The sequence below is a fragment of the Paenibacillus flagellatus genome (genome assembly GCF_003217775.1).
In the GTDB taxonomy this organism is placed as follows: Bacteria; Bacillota; Bacilli; order Paenibacillales; family NBRC-103111; genus Paenibacillus_AB; species Paenibacillus_AB flagellatus.
Genome location: NZ_QJVJ01000009.1, coordinates 318,149 through 333,853 on the forward strand (window position 1 = coordinate 318,149; position 15,705 = coordinate 333,853).

The window sequence follows — 15,705 nt, forward strand, 5'->3', positions numbered from 1 at the left end:
TTTCGCCGCTCCATCGCGTTGATCCCGGCGGCCATGCAGATCGCGGCTCTCTCTGCGTCACGGGTTCGGAGATTCAATCCGCTTGCGCCGGTCCAGCAGCGGAATCGCGTTCGGCGACAGGCGCTTGACGGCGAATGCGCCTTTGTCGGCACCGAACAGCTTTTCCATCGTCTCGCCGACGGCTTGAAGCTTCGTCTCGAGCTCGTCCGGCGTCCATGGGAAAATGCCCGGATCGAACAGGAACAGAACGCCGACGAGGAAAAACTCGACCGCCTCGCGCGGATGTTCCGTCCGAAACGCGCCTTCGCGAACGCCTTGCTCGACGATCGACGTCAAAACCGGCGTATAAGCCTGTACCGTCTTCACGAGCGACTTCTGGTGAAGCAATGCGTTGCTTTCGTGATGCAGATATTCCTCGGCGTCGAGGTTTTCGCCGCGGCGCATGAAGACGTCCGTCACGACGCGAACCATCTTCTCGTAACCCGGCAAGGAGGAGTCGTCCGCGATTCGCCGGATGATCTCCATCTGGCGCTCCACCATACGGTCGATGAGGGCGTCGGCAATCTCCTCCTTGGATTTGAAATAATAATAAAACGTCCCTTGCGCTACGCCGACATGCTTTACGATATCGCTAACGGCCGTTCGTTCGTAACCTTTGCTTTGAAACAAACGCTCGGCGGCAAGCAAAATTTCGGTTTTGCGCTCTTCGGGATTTTTCGTGACACGCGCCATGGTAGTGGGCCTCCTGTTTGAAACGTCGTCGTACCGGGATACGCTCCAAGCGGGCTTGAAACGGTTTGGCCGATACATTCAATTTACATATTGACTGGCAGTCAGTCAATAGAGTATAGTGTTACTCATCGACTGATTGACAGTCAGTCAATAACAAACGGAGGTTGTTAATCGATGAATACCAAACGTATCGCTATGGCCGTAATCCCGCTTTTGCTGGCCTTCTTCATGGCGATTCTGGACACCGGCATCGTGAATGTCGTCCTGCCGAAGATGACCGCCCATTACGGGGCGAGCGTGCAAAGCATCTCATGGGTCGTGAACGGCTACAGCTTATCGTTCGCGGTCTTCCTGCTGACCGCTTCGCGTCTGGCCGACCAGTTCGGGCGCAAGAAGGCGTTCGTCGCCGGACTGCTCTTGTTCACCGTCAGCTCGCTTCTGTGCGGGCTGTCGGACACGGTCGGGCTGTTGATTATGTTCCGCGTCCTGCAGGGGATCGGAGCGGCGTTTATCGTACCGCTCGTCGTGCCGCTGCTGCTCGCCCTGTTCCCCCCGGAGAAGCGGGCGATGCTCGTCGGCATTACCGGCGCGCTTGCCGGACTGGCCGCGGCGAGCGGACCGGCGCTCGGCGGTGTGCTGTCCGACCGGCTCGATTGGCAGTGGGTGTTCTACATCAACATCCCGTTCGGGATCGCGGCAGTGGCGCTGGCGGCGTACGCCTTGCGGGAGTCGGTCGACCCGACCGCCGGCCGCCGGCTGGATTGGGGCGGCATGCTGACGGCTTCGGCCTTCGCCTTGACGTTGACGCTCGCGCTCATGCAGGCCAACGACAAGGGCTGGACATCCGCTTACATTTTGACGCTGTTCGCCGTCGCCGCCGTTTCCTTGTATTTGTTCGTCCGTATCGAAACGAACGTTCGTGAGCCAATGCTCCCCCTGTCGTTGTTTCGCATCGGAAAATTTACGGCAGGCAACGCCGGCCTGTTCCTGCTCGGCGTCGGCATGACGGGCCCTACGTTCGTTCTGGCCTTTTTCCTGACCGAGGTGGTCGGCATGACGGAGCTGCGGACGGGGCTCATTATCAGCGTGTTGGCCGTCGCTTCGATGATCTGCTCGGTGTTCGCCGCGAAAGGCGTGGAGAAGCTGGGCGCGCGGCCGTTCTCCGTAACCGGGATGCTTCTGCTCGGCTTGGGCACTTACTTGCTGGCCGGCTTGGACGGGGATTCCGCGACTTGGGCGTACGTATGGCGGCTCGTCATCGCCGGGATGGGCACCGGGCTGACCATCGCCCCGCTCACGGCTGCAACGCTGATGCTCGCCCCGGAGGATAAGGCGACGATCGCCATGGGGCTCGGCACGATGTCCCGCACGCTGGGCACCGTTTTCGGCATCGCCGTTCTCGTCGCGCTGCTGTCGCATACGACGCGGACCGGGATGGAGCTCGGCAAGGAGGAGGCGATTCGGCTCGTGGCGGAGAGCTCGCTGCCGGCGGACGCCAAGGCGGCGTGGGCGGAAAGCCTTGGCGGTGCCGGATCGAGCGGCGGCATCCGGGAAGCCCGGGGGGCGATGGCGGCGAAGCTGGCCGCGGAGATGGAGCGTCTGGAGAAGAAGGCGACGGAGGCGGCTCCGCTCGCCGAGAAGGAGCGAGTAAAAGCGTCGTTCGAGAAGCAGAAGCGAGAGATGGAGCCTCTGATGACGCAAGTCCGGAAGACGTTCGACGATCGGCTGTCCGGCGCGTTCGGTCTCGTGTTCAGGTGGAGCAGCTTGGCGCTGCTGCTCGGCGCCGTGTTCGCTTTTCTGAACGGGGAGCGGACGAGCCGCCGAATTGTCGGAGGAAAGGAGGCGGCCGCGCAGACGGCGAAACAGGCGAGGGGTTGACCCTGTGCCTATGGAGTCGTTGGTGAACGGGGAAGGGGGACGGGACCGTCCCTCTTTCTCCGGTTCGGCAGCAAAAAGGGAGCCTCGGCGGGAGGCCCCCATTTTTACCCTTGCTTGGTGCCGTCTTCCGTAACACCGAGCACGTCGAGCAGGAACATGAAGATCGGAATGCCGATGATCAACCCCCATACGCCGAGAAAATGCTCGGACAGGACAAGCACGATGAACGTATAGAACACCGGCAAATTCGTCTTCGACGACATCAGGTTCGGATTCAGGATGTAGCTTTCGATCGCGTGGATGACGACGATCATGACGACGACGGACAGGACGAGTGTAATGCCGCCCAGGCTGTATGCGATCGTGCAGAGCGGGATGAGCGAGATGATGACCCCGGCGACGGGAATGAGCCCGAGCAGGAAAATCATCAGTCCGAGTCCGAGCAGCTGCGGGAACCCCATTATCCAGAGGGCGATGACGGACAGCACGCAGTTGACGGCGGCGATCAAAAATTGCGCCTCGATGACCTTGCCGAACGACCGGACGAACCGGCTGGCGAAATACGCCAGCTCGCTGTAGATCGCCGATACTTTGCTCCGCTTGAACTTGGACGTAAAGGCGATGATCCGCTCTTTTTCCAGCAGGAAAAACAAGCTGAGAATGAGCGAGATGACGATGCTGAAGCTGAGCTTCCCGATGTTCGTCACGTATTTGTAGAGCACCTCGACACCCTGTTCCACGTATTTCGAAATTTCCACGTCTTTCAACGCGTTGAACAAGTAGCCGAACCATTCGCTCTCTTGGGGAGGGTGCTTGTAAAATTCGTTGACGAGCTTGAGCAGCTGGGAAATTTGCATGACGATCTTGGGGAAATACCGGTACAGCCCGATGCCAAGGCCGATGACGACAAGCGCGTACAGCACGATGACGACCAGCTTGCGGTTCAGTCGGAACCATCGGCTGGCGAACCGGGTAATGTTCGATTCCAGCCTGTCCATCAAGTACGTAATGATGAACGTAATGAGAATGATGTTAATCACGCTTCGCATGGCGAACAGAACGAGTACGATGAACGCCATGACCAGAAGCCGCTGAAACCCTTTGCTCTGGAAAAAAGGATTGGTCGGCATAGTCTGCGAGTCTCCTGTCCGAAAAATACCTGCATACGTTGTACGAACGAGATGCCTTATCGTTTCAAAAAAATGAAAATAATTTTAGCCGAAACCTTCCGGATGACAGGATGTGCCAATGTGGAGTCCGGCAACCATTTCGATTGGCGGTACGTCTATTGGGGTATACAGAGAAAGAAACCGTCCGAGCGACGAGAAGGAGTGACAGCGATGAAGCGATTCCGGGTTGTTTGGCTCGCGAGTGTAATCGTGCTGCTGGCGATATCGATATTGACGGGGTGCGCTGCCCCGGAAACGAGCGCGGACCCGGGCGGAGGCGGGGCGGCAGAGACGCCGCCGCCAACCGCCGCCGATCCGAAGCCCGGTTCGTCCGACGCGACGAAGCCGGATCCGGGAGTCAAGCCGCCCGCATCCGGGGAAGCGGGCTCCGGGTCGCACCCGACGGCTCCCGCCAATGTGCGGATGGGCAAAGTGACGGCCGTCCGTCTGGCCGATCCGCAGTCCGGCTGGGTCGGCGGGGAAGGCTGGATCGCCCGCACCGACGACGGCGGCAAGTCTTGGAAAGCCCAGTACGGCGGCGCGGGTACCGTCGCCCAGCTTTTCGCCCTGAACGGGCGGGAGGCATGGGCCGCTCAAACCGGAACGGGCTCCGCCCCGTCCGGCGGGCGCGTTCTGCTCGCCACGACGGACGGCGGCGAACACTGGGCGCCGGCCGGTATGGTGCCGAACGAAGGCTTCCTGCACTTCGTTTCGAAGGAGGAAGCGTTCAGCGCGAACGCAAGAACGACCGACGGCGGGAAGACGTGGACGACGATGCCGATACCGCCGCACACGGTCGGAGACGTTTATTTCCACGACAAAGACAACGGCTGGGCGGCGACGCAGGAAAAAGATACGATCGCGGTCAAGCGGACGACCGACGGCGGACAATCGTGGCAGACGGTCATGACGCGGCGTACGGTCGCACCGGCGACGGGGGCGGTCATCCGCTCCGCGGGGGTGAACGACGCATGGGTCGAATGGATCGGCGATTCCGGCATGACCCAGACGTCCTACTCGTTGTTCCATACGGCGGACGGCGGGAAGACGTGGACGACGGTTATCGCCAACTCGACGGCCGGGGGCGGCCCCGCGCCGGGATTCCCGATCGACCATTCGAGCGGGCCGGAAAACGCGGGAAGCAAGCCCGGCGCGCTGTACGTCGTCGATCCGAAGGTCGCTTTCATGGGCGGCCAATGCATGGCGTGCGACAAGCCGAACACGATCGGCTGGACGACCGACGGCGGGAAGACGTGGACGAACGGGGAGGCCGCCTTCGAAGGATACGGGGAGCAGCTGCTCGCGATCGCCGACGCGAACAACGGCTGGTGGATCACGACCGACAGCACGGCGCCCTCGGTGATGTACACGACGGCCGACGGCGGCAAGAGCTGGAAGAAGGTTTACACGTTCGAGACGCCGAAACCGGGGTCTTGACGGAGAGCCGATATGGAGAGAAGGAAGGGGCACAGCTTGTGCCCCTTTTTTCTTCTCCGAATCGATGGGAAGACCGAGTCGTATCGCGGCATAATACAACTACGGTCTTGTTTATACGGCACTCCTCCGCTGCGGATCCGTAATACTACGATTCATAGATTGCATAAACAAATATTCATAGATTGCATAAACAAATGGCCTGATATACCAAAAGGCTTACGCCAGCTCGATCACCCGGCTGCACAGCCGCTGCACCAAGCTGCGCTCGTGGCTGACGACAAGCAGGCCGAGCCGTCGTTCGCGGGCGATGTCCAACACCGCGTGCCAAATTTGCGCCTGCGTAATGGCGTCGAGCATCGTTGTCATCTCGTCGGCAATCAGAAACCGCGTCGCCGGACCGAGCGCCCTCGCCACGCAAAACCGCTGCAGCTCGCCGCCGGACAGCTCGTGCGGGAACCGGTCCAGCCATTCGTCGGCGATGCCGAGCGAGGCGCGGAACGCGCGGTCGGGTTTCCAGCCCTCGTTCAGGATGCCGCGCATGCGCATGCGCGGATTGACCGCCTTCTCCGGATGCTGGAACACGAGCTGCACGGGGCTGTAGCCTTCGGCCGGCAACGGCTTGCCGTTCAAGCGGACGACTCCCTCCTCGGGCTTGTCATAGCCGGCGAGCAGCCGGCCGAGCGTGCTTTTGCCGCGGCCGCTCGGGCCTATGAGGCCGACGATTTCCCCCGCCTCGACGGCGATATCGACGTTCCGCAAAATCCACGGCCCCCGGCCGTACCGGTAACCGAGTCCGATTCCCTCAAGTCGCATGAATGCACCTCGCTTTGCCGCCGCGCAGCTCGCGCATCGCCGGCCGCTCCCGGCTGCATTCGGCGGTAGCCATCCCGCACCGCGGGGCGAACAGGCATCCTTCGGGAAGCTCGGCCGGATGGGGCTGAAATCCCGCGATCGGGACGAAGCCGTTTTGTGGCAGCGCCCGCCATAAGGCGCGGCTGTACGGGTGGCGAAGCTGCGAGCCGTCGCCGGCGAAATCGGCGGCGGAGGCGAGCTCGACGGTCGTGCCGGCGTAGAAGACGGCGACCCGGTCCGCAACGCGGAGCGCCGACTCGATATCGTGCGAGATGAGCAGCACTGCGGCGCCTTCGTCGGCGAGCTGCCGCAAGCGGGCCAGCGCCTCCCCCACGACGGCCGGATCGAGCCCCGGCGTCGGCTCGTCGGCGACGAGCAGCTTCGCCCCGGACACCGTGGCGGTCGAGACGAGCACCCGCCGCGCCATGCCGCCGGACAGCTGGTGCGGGTACCGCTTCTCCGCATCGGCGGGAAGCCGGAGCCGCGCGAACGCCTCCCGCTGCTCGCGAACCGGGTCGCCGCCGTTATGCACGGCGCTTCGCACTTGGGCGCCCACCCGCATGAGCGGATCGAGATAATGGACCGATTGCGGGACGAGCGCGATGTCCCGGCCGCGCAGCGCTTCCAGTCGGCGGGGCGTCAGCGCCTCTCCGTCGAAGCGGATCGTCCCCCGCACGACGGCGTTGTCCGGCAGGATGCCGAGCAGGGCGTGCGCGAGCAAGCTTTTGCCGGAGCCGCTCGAGCCGATGACGGCAACGATTTCCCCACGGTCCGCCTCTACATGCAGATCGTGCATGACGGCCGTCTCCGATTGCCGAAAAGCGCCGTCGTATCGGGTGAAGGCGACGGACAGCCGGTCCACCTCAAGCAAAGCCATACCGTTCTTCCTCCTCCGAGACCGTTTCGTTTTGACGTTAAGAAGCGGTTATTCGTGCGCCCGCTTCGGATCGAGCAGCCGCCTCAAGCTTTCCCCCGCCACGTCGAACGAGCGGATGACGAGGAGCAGGCTCAAGCCGGGGAATACCGCGAGCCACCACATGCCTGTCGATAAATACCGCATCGATTCCGATAAAATGATCCCGATCGCCGGCTGATGCGGCGACAAGCCGAGCCCGACGAACGTAATCGCCGCCTCGTGCAAAATGGCGTGAGGGAACAGCAGCAGCAGGCCGACGAGCAGCTGGGGCAGCAAATGCGGCAGCATATGCCGCGTCGCGATCCAGGCGCGAGACTTGCCGAGACGTCGAGAAATCGCGACATAGTCGGCGTTTCGCAGCTGCAGCGCCTCCGCTCTGATGACCCGGGCGAGGCTCGGCCAATGCGTGAATGCGACCCCGATGACGACCCCCTTCATGCCGCCGCCGAAGACGAACGCGATCAGAATAAGCGTAACGAGATGGGGCACGCTCAGAAACAAGTCGATCAGCCAGCCGACGATCCGGTCCGCCGTCCTGCCGAAGGCGGCGGCGATCCCCATCGCCGCAGCGATCGCCGTGCTGGCCGTCGCGGCCGCCAGGCCGACGCCGATGCTGAGCGCGAGGCCTTTGACCGTCCGGACGAACATATCGCGCCCGAGCCAGTCCGTCCCGAACGGGTGTGTGAGCGATGGAGCCAGGTTGCGCCATGCGAGCCGGGTCGTCAGCGCCTCGTCGCCGATCAGGAAGCCGGCCAGCCAGACGGCGACGATCAGACCTACGGCGCCGCAAGCGGCCAGCAGGGCGCGCTGCCGGCCGGGGAGGCGAGGGCGCGAGGACGTTGAGGGCCGTCCGTTGACGACGGCGTTTCGCAACGGATTGGTCATGGCGTCCGACCTTCCTTCATCCGCGGATCGAGCAGCCGGTACAGCACGTCCGCCATCGTGTTGCCGGCGAAGACGAACAACGCGCTGAACAGGACGATGCCGAGCAGGAGCGGCACGTCCCCGCGTAGCCCGGCCTCGACGGTCGCCTGCCCGAGTCCGGGATACGAGAACACTTGCTCCGCCAGCACCGCGCCTCCAAACAGCTCGCCGAATGCGGCGAAATGGAGCGAAACGGCCGGCAGAGCGATGTTGCGCAGCCCGTGTCTGCGGAACAGCGTATAGCCCCGTTCGCCTCGCGCCCGGGCGAACAGCACATATTCGCTGGACAGCACCTCCGTCAGCTTCTGCCGCGTATGCAGGGCGACGGGGGCGACGCCGACGATGCTTAGCGTGAGCGCGGGCAGGACCAGGTGACCGAGCCGGTCCGACCAAGTGACTTGCTCGGCCAATACCCCGGCGGGCGTGCCGAGTCCGACGGGGAACCACCCGAGCCATACCGCGAACACCATCAGGAGAAGCAGCCCCATCCAGAACGTCGGCGTCGAGGCGAGCGTATAGCAGTACCATTTGACGACCCGGTCCGGCCATTTGTCCTTGTTCATCGCGGCGAGCGAGCCGAGCGCGAACCCGAGCAGGCCGGACACGAGCCATGACAGTCCCATCAGCGCGAGCGAGGCGGAGAATCGTTCCCGGATGATGTCCGCCACCGGCTTCCGGAACGTCATCGAGGTGCCCATATCGCCGCGCACCAGCGCCGAGCCCCATTCGAGAAAACGTTCGACCGGCGGTCGGTCGAGCCCCCAATAGGCGGCGATTTGCGCCCGCTGCTCGGGGCCTACGCGCATCATGTCCGCGCCGACATACGCCTGGATCGGATCGATGGGGGAGGCGCTGACCAGCGCAAACGAGACGATGCTGATCGCAACCAATAACGTGACGAGTCGGACCAGCTTCAGTCCGACAAAGGCAGCCGTACGGTGCATGTCGAGGTGCTCTCCTTTAAGAGGATTATTCGTTCCATCGCCACTGCTCGATGTTGTCGGTCACCGGCCAGCCGTGGCCGTGCGGATGGATCGGCTGCTTGCCGATATCCAGCTTTTCGTTCACGACATACAAATGGTCGATATTGACGAGCCACGCCCAAGGCGCGTCGCCCAAAGCGCTGACGCCGGTTTTGCCGTCCCATTGCGCTTTTTTCCAATATTCGTAGGCATCCTCCTCGCGGGTCGCCTTGAGCGCCTTGCTCATCCACTCGTCGACCGTCGGATTGCCGTAATAGCCGGTGTTGTAGTATTCGACTCCTTTATACTTGCTGCTGTACAAGTTGTACATTTCGAGCGGATCGTTGCTGCCCCAGCCCATCAGTACCGGGTTCGCGTGCATGAGCGTCTTGATGTCGTCCCAGCTTTTGCCCAGCACGTCGACCTGAAGGCCGATCGGCTTCAGCATGTCGGCGACGGCGAGCGCGAGCGACTGGCGATTCATGTCGCCGGCCGGGTAGTAGAGGGACAGCTGCGCTTTCGTCGAGCCTTTCTCGAGTACGCCGTCGCCGTTCGCGTCGGTCCAGCCCGCATCGGCGAGCAGTTTTTTCGCTGCGGCCGGATCGCCGTCGGCGATGGCGGCGCTCGGATTCCACCACGGCAGTCCGTCGTTGACGGTGAAAGCGGGCGTCCCGTATCCTTCCAGCACGCCTTGCACGAGCGCCTTCCGGTCGATCGCCGCATTGATCGCTTTGCGCACCGCCGGGTCGGCCGTCACGTCGTTGCCGATCGGGTAGCCCTCCTTCGTTTTGGCACCGGCGGGGACGACCGGGAAGGCGATGCCGCGGTTGTCGACGGTGCGGACCGATTCGAGCCGCATGCCGTCGATCTTTTGCTTGCTGAAGGCGGCGGGGATGTAGGCGATATCGACTTTGCCGGCTTTGGCCGCGGCGAAGGCGGTATCTTCGTTCAGGAACAGAAACGTCAGCTTGCGAAAAGCGGGCTTGGCGCCGTAGTAGTCCGGGTTCGCCTCGACGATCGCCTGCTGTCCTTGGTCCCATTGGACGAGCTTGTACGGACCGGAGCCGATCGGATGCCGGGCGTAATCCGCGCCGTAGGCGTGCTTCGGAACGATGCCCGTCGAGACGAGCTGCGTCGTGAAGGTGGACTGCGCTTCCTTCAGCGTAAACCGGACCGTATATTCGTCCGGGGCTTCGACGGCTTTCAGGTTCGTCAGGTCGATGACGGAGCCGTTGCCCGCCGCCGTCTCGAAGGTGAATGTCACGTCGGCCGACGTGACCGGCTTGCCGTCGGAAAATGTGGCGTCCTTGCGCAGCCGCACCGTGTAGGTCGTACCGTCGCCGCTCACTTCGTAGCTTTCGGCCAGATCGCCCTCGATTTTCATCTGCGAGTCCCGCTTCAGCAGCGTGCTTTGAAACAGCGGCGAGCCGTACCGGCCCCAGCCGGTCGTCGGATCGAAGCCGGTTTCCGGCTCGGCGCCGACGGCGAGCACGAGCTCGTCCTTCGGCCGGTCCTGCGGCTGTGGCCGTCCGGCCGTCGAGCAGCCCGCGAGCAGGGCGACCGCCAACAGCGACAGCGCCATCGCCCGCCATGGTCGTGTAAACATGATTGATCCCTCCGTTTTTTCGTCCGGTAGCACAATTACCGAATATTGTAACACAGTGTGAAGGAGGGCGGAACGACTTCTTCCGGTCTTTTTTATGGGGGAAGAGGGGAGGCGGATTGGGGAAGGCGGGAGCAAGAAATAGTCAAACGGATGCGATTGACGGGGATCGGGCCCAAGAATGAAGCCGGGTGCGAATCAGGTGCGAACGCGCACTTTCTTGGCTGACCCGCTTCGTTTGGCAACCGGTTAGGTACAACTGTACGTAAGTGGCGCCGGATCGGCCGACAAAAGGGAGTCGCGGTACATGGGCGGTTAGTGCTCCGGCGTAGGCGTACTCCGTTAACGGTGGTGTCGGGAGGGAAAGATGCCGGAACGGGCGGTATTGCGCGCATCCATGCAAGCAGTAAGACAGACATGATGTCCATCGTAATACCGTGCCCATGCTCGATACCGTGGTTAAGCTCGTGCTCGTACTGTGCATGCTTATGCCCATCCGCGCTTACATACCCAGGCTGCACATACGCATCCCCTATCCGTGCCCGTGTCCATGCCCACTGTCCCGCTTATGAGTATGTGCATGCTCATGACCATACCCATACCCATGCTCATGGTCATGCTCGTGCTCATGCCCATGCTCATGCTCATGCTCATGCCCATGCTCATGCCCATGCTCATGCTCATGCCGCTCGTCCACGTACGTGACCGACAGCTCGCAGTACAGGACGCCGCGCTGCACCTGGATTTGCTCTTGCAGCTCCCTCAGTCTCGCCATCCGGCCGCGGACGGCGATGATTTCGAGACATTGGTCGTGGTTCAGATGGATATGCATGTTGGAGATGATTTCCCGATGAAAACGATGCTGAAGCTCCATGAGCACCAAGGGCAGCTCGCTGACCTGGTGGTCGTAGACCATGACGATCGTCCCGGCGACCAGCTGCTCCGGCAGCAGGCGGCTCGGCTGAAGCATCGCCTTGCGCGCCAGGTCGCGAATCGCTTCCGACCGGTTCGTGTACCCCTGCTCGGCGATGTATAAATCGAATTGCTGGATCAGGTCGGACGGCATCGAGACGCCGAATCGGACCAACTCGTCTTTGCCGGACATATGCTCCTCCGCTCGCGATGATGGATTATTTCAAGATTGTAGCATGCCGGGTCCGGTTTGACGAGTGCGGCAGGGAGGCGTGACGAGCGACGAGCGAAAGGTTGAAGCGTGTATCCGGGTTCGCCCCCATGTGCCCGTCTCCCGGGAGCGCAGACGTATTTTCGGGCTGCGATGTACGTGCTGCAAAGCCGTAGAAGCTCTCAAAGGCCTTTTTACCTCTTTTAGGATCGCCGTTTTTCACTTGTGATGCCGCGTGCGATGTCGAAACCCACGTATCGGATGAAGGTTGGATCGCATTAAAGGGAAATGATCCTGTTAATTTTTTACCTGTTTACGAGACACGGGCAACGAAATGGAATTTCTCCCGCTAATTTCAGTCAAAACCGCCTGTCATCGGCCACTAGGCCTATTTAGCTGGAGGGTTTCCATCAAAAGCTTCGTATCCAGGCCCATCGTCCGAAATAAAGGGATGTTTTCCTGCTACCGATCCGCCGTCTAGAACCGTTTCACACAGGGTCCGACGTTCGCGCCGACCGCGAAGACGCGGACTGTCCGCAAACAGACAGAGGGAGCCCGTCTCACCCGAGAAGCAGGGGCTGCGTCTCTCCCGGGGATTTCGGGTCATCCCGTACCGACTACGGACTCCGTCACCTCGTCCCGGTTCCGGACGGTGTCCGCGAACAGCGGCGACTCGAGGGGGGCCGCTTCTTCCGCCGCTAGCCGGGGAGTGTCGCCACGCGGACGTTCTTGCTAAGCCGAAGAAGTGCGCCAGAGACTTTTTTTGCCTATTCGAAAAGGATTTGGGCCGGCAATCGGGAATTGGTGATCCATCTTGTTCAAAAAAGGTCGGCGGATGGCATCTCTCTACATGGGGCGATTCCAACGAGGGAGGAAGGTATGGAGGACGTGACGGATTTGGCGGGGGGATCAGTCGGGGGTGAGAGCGGCGCGGACAGGCGGACCGGCGGCGACCGGGAACTGGTCGAACGGGCGCGGCAAGGAGATACCGAGGCGTTCGGCGAGCTGATCGGGAAGCACCGGAGCAGGGCGCGGGGGTGGGCCGAACGGATGACCGGCGACCCGCATATGGCCGACGATATCGTACAGGATGCGCTCATTCGCGCTTTCTTGCACATGGGGTCGCTTGCCGATACGAGCCGATTCCTTCCTTGGCTCCATCGGATCGTCCGCAATCAAGCGAACATGCGCCTTCGCCGGGGCGGGCCGCACCGGAGGGAGAAGCCGTTCGCATCGTTCGGGACGGGGGACGGCGGCGACCGGGTCGATTGGGGGGATCTGGACAGCGTTCTGCGCCATCTCGCGCGCACGGCGGCGGACGAGGCGGCGAACGATCGGGATCCGGCGGAAAGCTTGCTGCGCAAAGAAACGTACGAAACGATCCATGCGCTGCTTCATTGTCTCAGCGAGAAGGAGCGGGGGATATTCCAAGCTTATTTTTTTCGCCAGCTGAGTCCGGAGCAGATCGCCGACTTGTACCGGATGACGACGGGGTCGATCTACACGTATATCCACCGCTCCCGGAAGAAGCTGCGCCAGGAGCACATCCGCGTCTCCCTCGGTTTATCGCCCGTACGGAAGGGAGGGGACGGCTTGGTACGGCACAACGTTCTGGCGCTGCCGGAATGGCCGGCGCATCGTTCGACGAAGACGACGTTTATGGACGGGATCGCACGCCTGCTGGACGCGATCGGGGACCGGCGGGAGACGGCCGAGCTGATGGGCGTATCCTTGTTCGCGTTCCGTATGAAAATCTCGGATCGATCGACGTTCGCCGACGGCATCTACATGTTCGATTGGAAGGAAGCGTTCACCGCGACTATGCGGGAGTTCGGCTATCGCGCCGCCGTACTGTGCGGGCAGCTGGCGGATTCGCCCGCTCCGCTGCTCGGCGCCGTGGAACGGTTCCCGGTCGTGCTGCCGGTGGAGGAGTCGGTGCTGCCGTTTATCCGCAAGCACCTCGATCGCGGAAAGCCGCTGCTGTACTTCGACACCTCTACGGCCAGACCATACGTTCACGAATGGTCGGTGCTGTACGGGTATGACGACGACCGGCGGATCGTTTACTTGACCGACCCGGCGTTTCCGGAGGGGAAGACGATGTCGTACGACGACGTGATCGACAATCCGATCCGGTTTTTGGCGGCCGTCGAGGGCGATCCGCACGATCGCGACGGAACGGCGGGGACGCGCGAGCGGGAGGCGGATCGCCGACGGCGGGCGGATCGCACCGTCCGGCTCGCAGTCCGTTTCGCCAAGCAAGGCTGCGAATACGTGCCCATGACGAACTACTTGCGCTATACGTCGGGCTTGGCGGCCTACGATCGGTGGATCGGTCATCTTCGCGGGAGGCATACCGAGCCGAACCGGTACGGGCTCGGACAGCTGGCGATGGTATACGCCGACGCCCGCCGTCAGGCGGCGGATTATTTGCGCGGCGCTCCGTTCGAAGGGGAAGCGATGCGGCTGACGCTGCTCGCTTCGGAGGCGTACGAACAGGCGGCGGAGGCGCTCGGCAAGCTGAGCGGGGCAATGCCGTTCGTCCGTACGTCCGAGAGGCTGGAGCCGGATGCGCGAGAGAGGTGCGCCGTCCATGTCGAACAAGCTCGGGCGTTCGAGGCGGCCGCCGTCGGCTACTTGGAAAAAGCGATCGAATCGATGGGAGAGGGGATTACCGGATGATTGAACTGCGCTTTGCGACGGAAATATCGTATAACATGCATCAGGTGAATGCGGCGAAGGAATCGTTCGAGCGGGCGAAGCCCGGCGTCACGATCGTCGTCGAGCAATATTCGGATTATTTCGAAATGATGCGCGCGTACAAGTCGGACGCTCCGCCCGATATGATGGAGACGGGCGGCCTGCAGATGAGCAACGCCGACGGCGTTTTCGTCGACTTGAACCCGTTTGTCGCCGAGGACGGGCTGGAGGAGGATCTGTACCCGGGCTTGATGAGAGCGGCCCGGCATTTCGGCGCGCTATACGGGCTTCCGGTGGAAGTGAGCGCCCCGTTGATCGTATACGACAAGGAAGCGTTCGATCGCGAGGGACTCGCATATCCGTCGGAAGACTGGACGTGGGACGATATGGTCGGGCTGGCGAAGCGGTTGACCGTTCGAGACGGGCAGGGCGCCGCGAGACGGTTCGGCCTTGAGCTCGGGATCGACGTCGAATGGTTCGAGCCGTTCGTCATGCGCAACGGAGGATCGTACCTCGCTCCGGACGGAGCGACGTCGAGAGGGTACGCGGACAGTCCCGCAACGGTGGAAGCGTACCGGATGCTGGTCGACGCTTACGCGAGGCACGGGATCGTCCGCAAGCCGAACGAGCCGATGGCGGCGGATGCCGAGGGCGGAGGAGCGGCCATGACGTTCGCCTTCTCCTGGCATGCGGAACACCAATTTCGGAATCAGGAGCGTTACGGCGTCGTCGGGCTGCCGAATATGCCGGGGCAAGTCCAAGCGAACATGATCTATATGGGCGGAGCCGGCGTGACGGCGAAGTCGGCGCACCCCCGGCTCGCTTGGGAGTTTCTGCGCCATTACGTCGTCGATTGCCCTTCGTGGACGCCGCCGATCGCAAAATCGCAGGCGGAACGGCGCGGATTCACCGGACATCCGTTGTTTTCCCGGTATTTGGAGGAGCTGGACCGCGTACAAGTAAGCGGGTTTTTCCTGAGCCGGAGGTGGAACGCCTCCCGCCAGCTGATCAACGAAGATATCCAAAGGATGATTACCGAGGGAGCCGATGTCGTGCAGACGCTGCGGTCCTGGTCGAGGTATGCGTAAAGACGAGGAGCGAAAGCAAGAAGGGAGTTGCCGCGATCGGCGCTGCCTGCTTCAACGGACGCTGACGGTGAGCGGCTTGTGGCGGAATGCCGGGCCGTCTCCCTGCCGGGAGAGGCGTCCCGCTGCCTCTGCGATCGTATTCTCCGAAACGAAAGGCCGTCCGGAACGTTCCGGACGGCTGTTTCTCGTTCTAGCCGAGGCCAATCGGCGTTTTTCAGCCTTGGTTTTGCTTGATTTCGTTCGGGAGGGAGACCGGTTCGGCGTCCGCTTCCTGCCGATTGCGATTTTGCGCTTTGTCGCGTTTTTACAATACCGGGGCGG

Annotated in this window: 12 protein-coding genes; 4 read left to right on the forward strand and 8 right to left on the reverse strand. The window is 62.2% G+C overall.

The features are described from left to right. Positions 1-57: 57 nt before the first annotated feature. The gene (locus tag DLM86_RS20960) at positions 58-732 is read right to left on the reverse strand and encodes a TetR/AcrR family transcriptional regulator (protein WP_110842004.1); all 675 of its coding nucleotides are present in this window, start codon (positions 730-732) and stop codon (positions 58-60) included. A gap of 174 nt (positions 733-906) precedes the next feature. Here DLM86_RS20960 and DLM86_RS20965 point away from each other — a divergent pair, with 174 nt between their 5' ends. Further along, on the forward strand, positions 907-2,610 hold the full coding sequence (locus tag DLM86_RS20965; protein ID WP_110842005.1) for an MFS transporter: 1,704 nt from the start codon (positions 907-909) through the stop codon (positions 2,608-2,610). A 104-nt stretch (positions 2,611-2,714) separates the two neighbouring features. Here DLM86_RS20965 and DLM86_RS20970 read toward each other — a convergent pair whose 3' ends face one another. Continuing rightward, complete coding sequence (locus DLM86_RS20970) at positions 2,715-3,740, reverse strand: AI-2E family transporter (protein ID WP_110842006.1); 1,026 nt, start codon at positions 3,738-3,740, stop codon at positions 2,715-2,717. Between the two features lie 210 nt (positions 3,741-3,950). Here DLM86_RS20970 and DLM86_RS20975 point away from each other — a divergent pair, with 210 nt between their 5' ends. Then, positions 3,951-5,216 (forward strand): WD40/YVTN/BNR-like repeat-containing protein, encoded by a 1,266-nt coding sequence (locus DLM86_RS20975; protein WP_110842007.1) that lies wholly within the window; start codon positions 3,951-3,953, stop codon positions 5,214-5,216. 216 nt (positions 5,217-5,432) lie between these two features. Here the strand turns inward: DLM86_RS20975 and DLM86_RS20980 are convergent, their stop codons facing one another. The 6 genes from DLM86_RS20980 to nikR all read right to left on the reverse strand — a co-directional run bounded on the left by DLM86_RS20980 (position 5,433) and on the right by nikR (position 11,578). After that, positions 5,433-6,029, reverse strand: a complete 597-nt coding sequence (locus tag DLM86_RS20980) for an ABC transporter ATP-binding protein (RefSeq protein ID WP_110842008.1) — start codon at positions 6,027-6,029, stop codon at positions 5,433-5,435. Continuing rightward, entirely contained in the window at positions 6,019-6,945 is a 927-nt protein-coding gene (locus DLM86_RS20985) for an ABC transporter ATP-binding protein (RefSeq protein WP_110842009.1), read from the reverse strand. Before DLM86_RS20985 ends, DLM86_RS20980 begins: the two co-directional genes overlap by 11 nt. 48 nt (positions 6,946-6,993) lie before the next feature. Beyond that, entirely contained in the window at positions 6,994-7,869 is an 876-nt protein-coding gene (locus DLM86_RS20990) for an ABC transporter permease (protein WP_110842010.1), read from the reverse strand. After that, complete coding sequence (locus DLM86_RS20995) at positions 7,866-8,852, reverse strand: ABC transporter permease (RefSeq protein ID WP_110842011.1); 987 nt, start codon at positions 8,850-8,852, stop codon at positions 7,866-7,868. The genes DLM86_RS20990 and DLM86_RS20995 overlap by 4 nt, the downstream gene beginning before the upstream one ends. A 25-nt stretch (positions 8,853-8,877) precedes the next feature. Continuing rightward, positions 8,878-10,476, reverse strand: a complete 1,599-nt coding sequence (locus DLM86_RS21000; protein WP_110842012.1) for an ABC transporter substrate-binding protein — start codon at positions 10,474-10,476, stop codon at positions 8,878-8,880. A 529-nt stretch (positions 10,477-11,005) separates the two neighbouring features. Next, the gene (nikR, locus tag DLM86_RS21005; protein WP_110842013.1) at positions 11,006-11,578 is read right to left on the reverse strand and encodes a nickel-responsive transcriptional regulator NikR; all 573 of its coding nucleotides are present in this window, start codon (positions 11,576-11,578) and stop codon (positions 11,006-11,008) included. 897 nt (positions 11,579-12,475) lie between these two features. On the opposite strand from nikR, the gene DLM86_RS21010 reads away from it, so the two are divergent. Then, positions 12,476-14,278: an RNA polymerase sigma factor gene (locus DLM86_RS21010; RefSeq protein WP_110842014.1), complete on the forward strand. Its 1,803-nt coding sequence runs from the start codon at positions 12,476-12,478 to the stop codon at positions 14,276-14,278. Beyond that, positions 14,275-15,384 (forward strand): ABC transporter substrate-binding protein, encoded by a 1,110-nt coding sequence (locus DLM86_RS21015; RefSeq protein ID WP_110842015.1) that lies wholly within the window; start codon positions 14,275-14,277, stop codon positions 15,382-15,384. Before DLM86_RS21010 ends, DLM86_RS21015 begins: the two co-directional genes overlap by 4 nt. The last annotated feature ends 321 nt before the right edge of the window (positions 15,385-15,705 follow it).

What these genes read in the sequence shown, in the direction of transcription:
- DLM86_RS20960 (WP_110842004.1), bottom strand. Translation starts at nt 732, where the DNA reads ATGGCGCGTGTCACGAAAAATCCCGAAGAGCGCAAAACCGAAATTTTG.
- DLM86_RS20965 (WP_110842005.1), top strand. Translation starts at nt 907, where the DNA reads ATGAATACCAAACGTATCGCTATGGCCGTAATCCCGCTTTTGCTGGCC.
- DLM86_RS20970 (WP_110842006.1), bottom strand. Translation starts at nt 3,740, where the DNA reads ATGCCGACCAATCCTTTTTTCCAGAGCAAAGGGTTTCAGCGGCTTCTG.
- DLM86_RS20975 (WP_110842007.1), top strand. Translation starts at nt 3,951, where the DNA reads ATGAAGCGATTCCGGGTTGTTTGGCTCGCGAGTGTAATCGTGCTGCTG.
- DLM86_RS20980 (WP_110842008.1), bottom strand. Translation starts at nt 6,029, where the DNA reads ATGCGACTTGAGGGAATCGGACTCGGTTACCGGTACGGCCGGGGGCCG.
- DLM86_RS20985 (WP_110842009.1), bottom strand. Translation starts at nt 6,945, where the DNA reads ATGGCTTTGCTTGAGGTGGACCGGCTGTCCGTCGCCTTCACCCGATAC.
- DLM86_RS20990 (WP_110842010.1), bottom strand. Translation starts at nt 7,869, where the DNA reads ATGACCAATCCGTTGCGAAACGCCGTCGTCAACGGACGGCCCTCAACG.
- DLM86_RS20995 (WP_110842011.1), bottom strand. Translation starts at nt 8,852, where the DNA reads ATGCACCGTACGGCTGCCTTTGTCGGACTGAAGCTGGTCCGACTCGTC.
- DLM86_RS21000 (WP_110842012.1), bottom strand. Translation starts at nt 10,476, where the DNA reads ATGTTTACACGACCATGGCGGGCGATGGCGCTGTCGCTGTTGGCGGTC.
- nikR (WP_110842013.1), bottom strand. Translation starts at nt 11,578, where the DNA reads ATGTCCGGCAAAGACGAGTTGGTCCGATTCGGCGTCTCGATGCCGTCC.
- DLM86_RS21010 (WP_110842014.1), top strand. Translation starts at nt 12,476, where the DNA reads ATGGAGGACGTGACGGATTTGGCGGGGGGATCAGTCGGGGGTGAGAGC.
- DLM86_RS21015 (WP_110842015.1), top strand. Translation starts at nt 14,275, where the DNA reads ATGATTGAACTGCGCTTTGCGACGGAAATATCGTATAACATGCATCAG.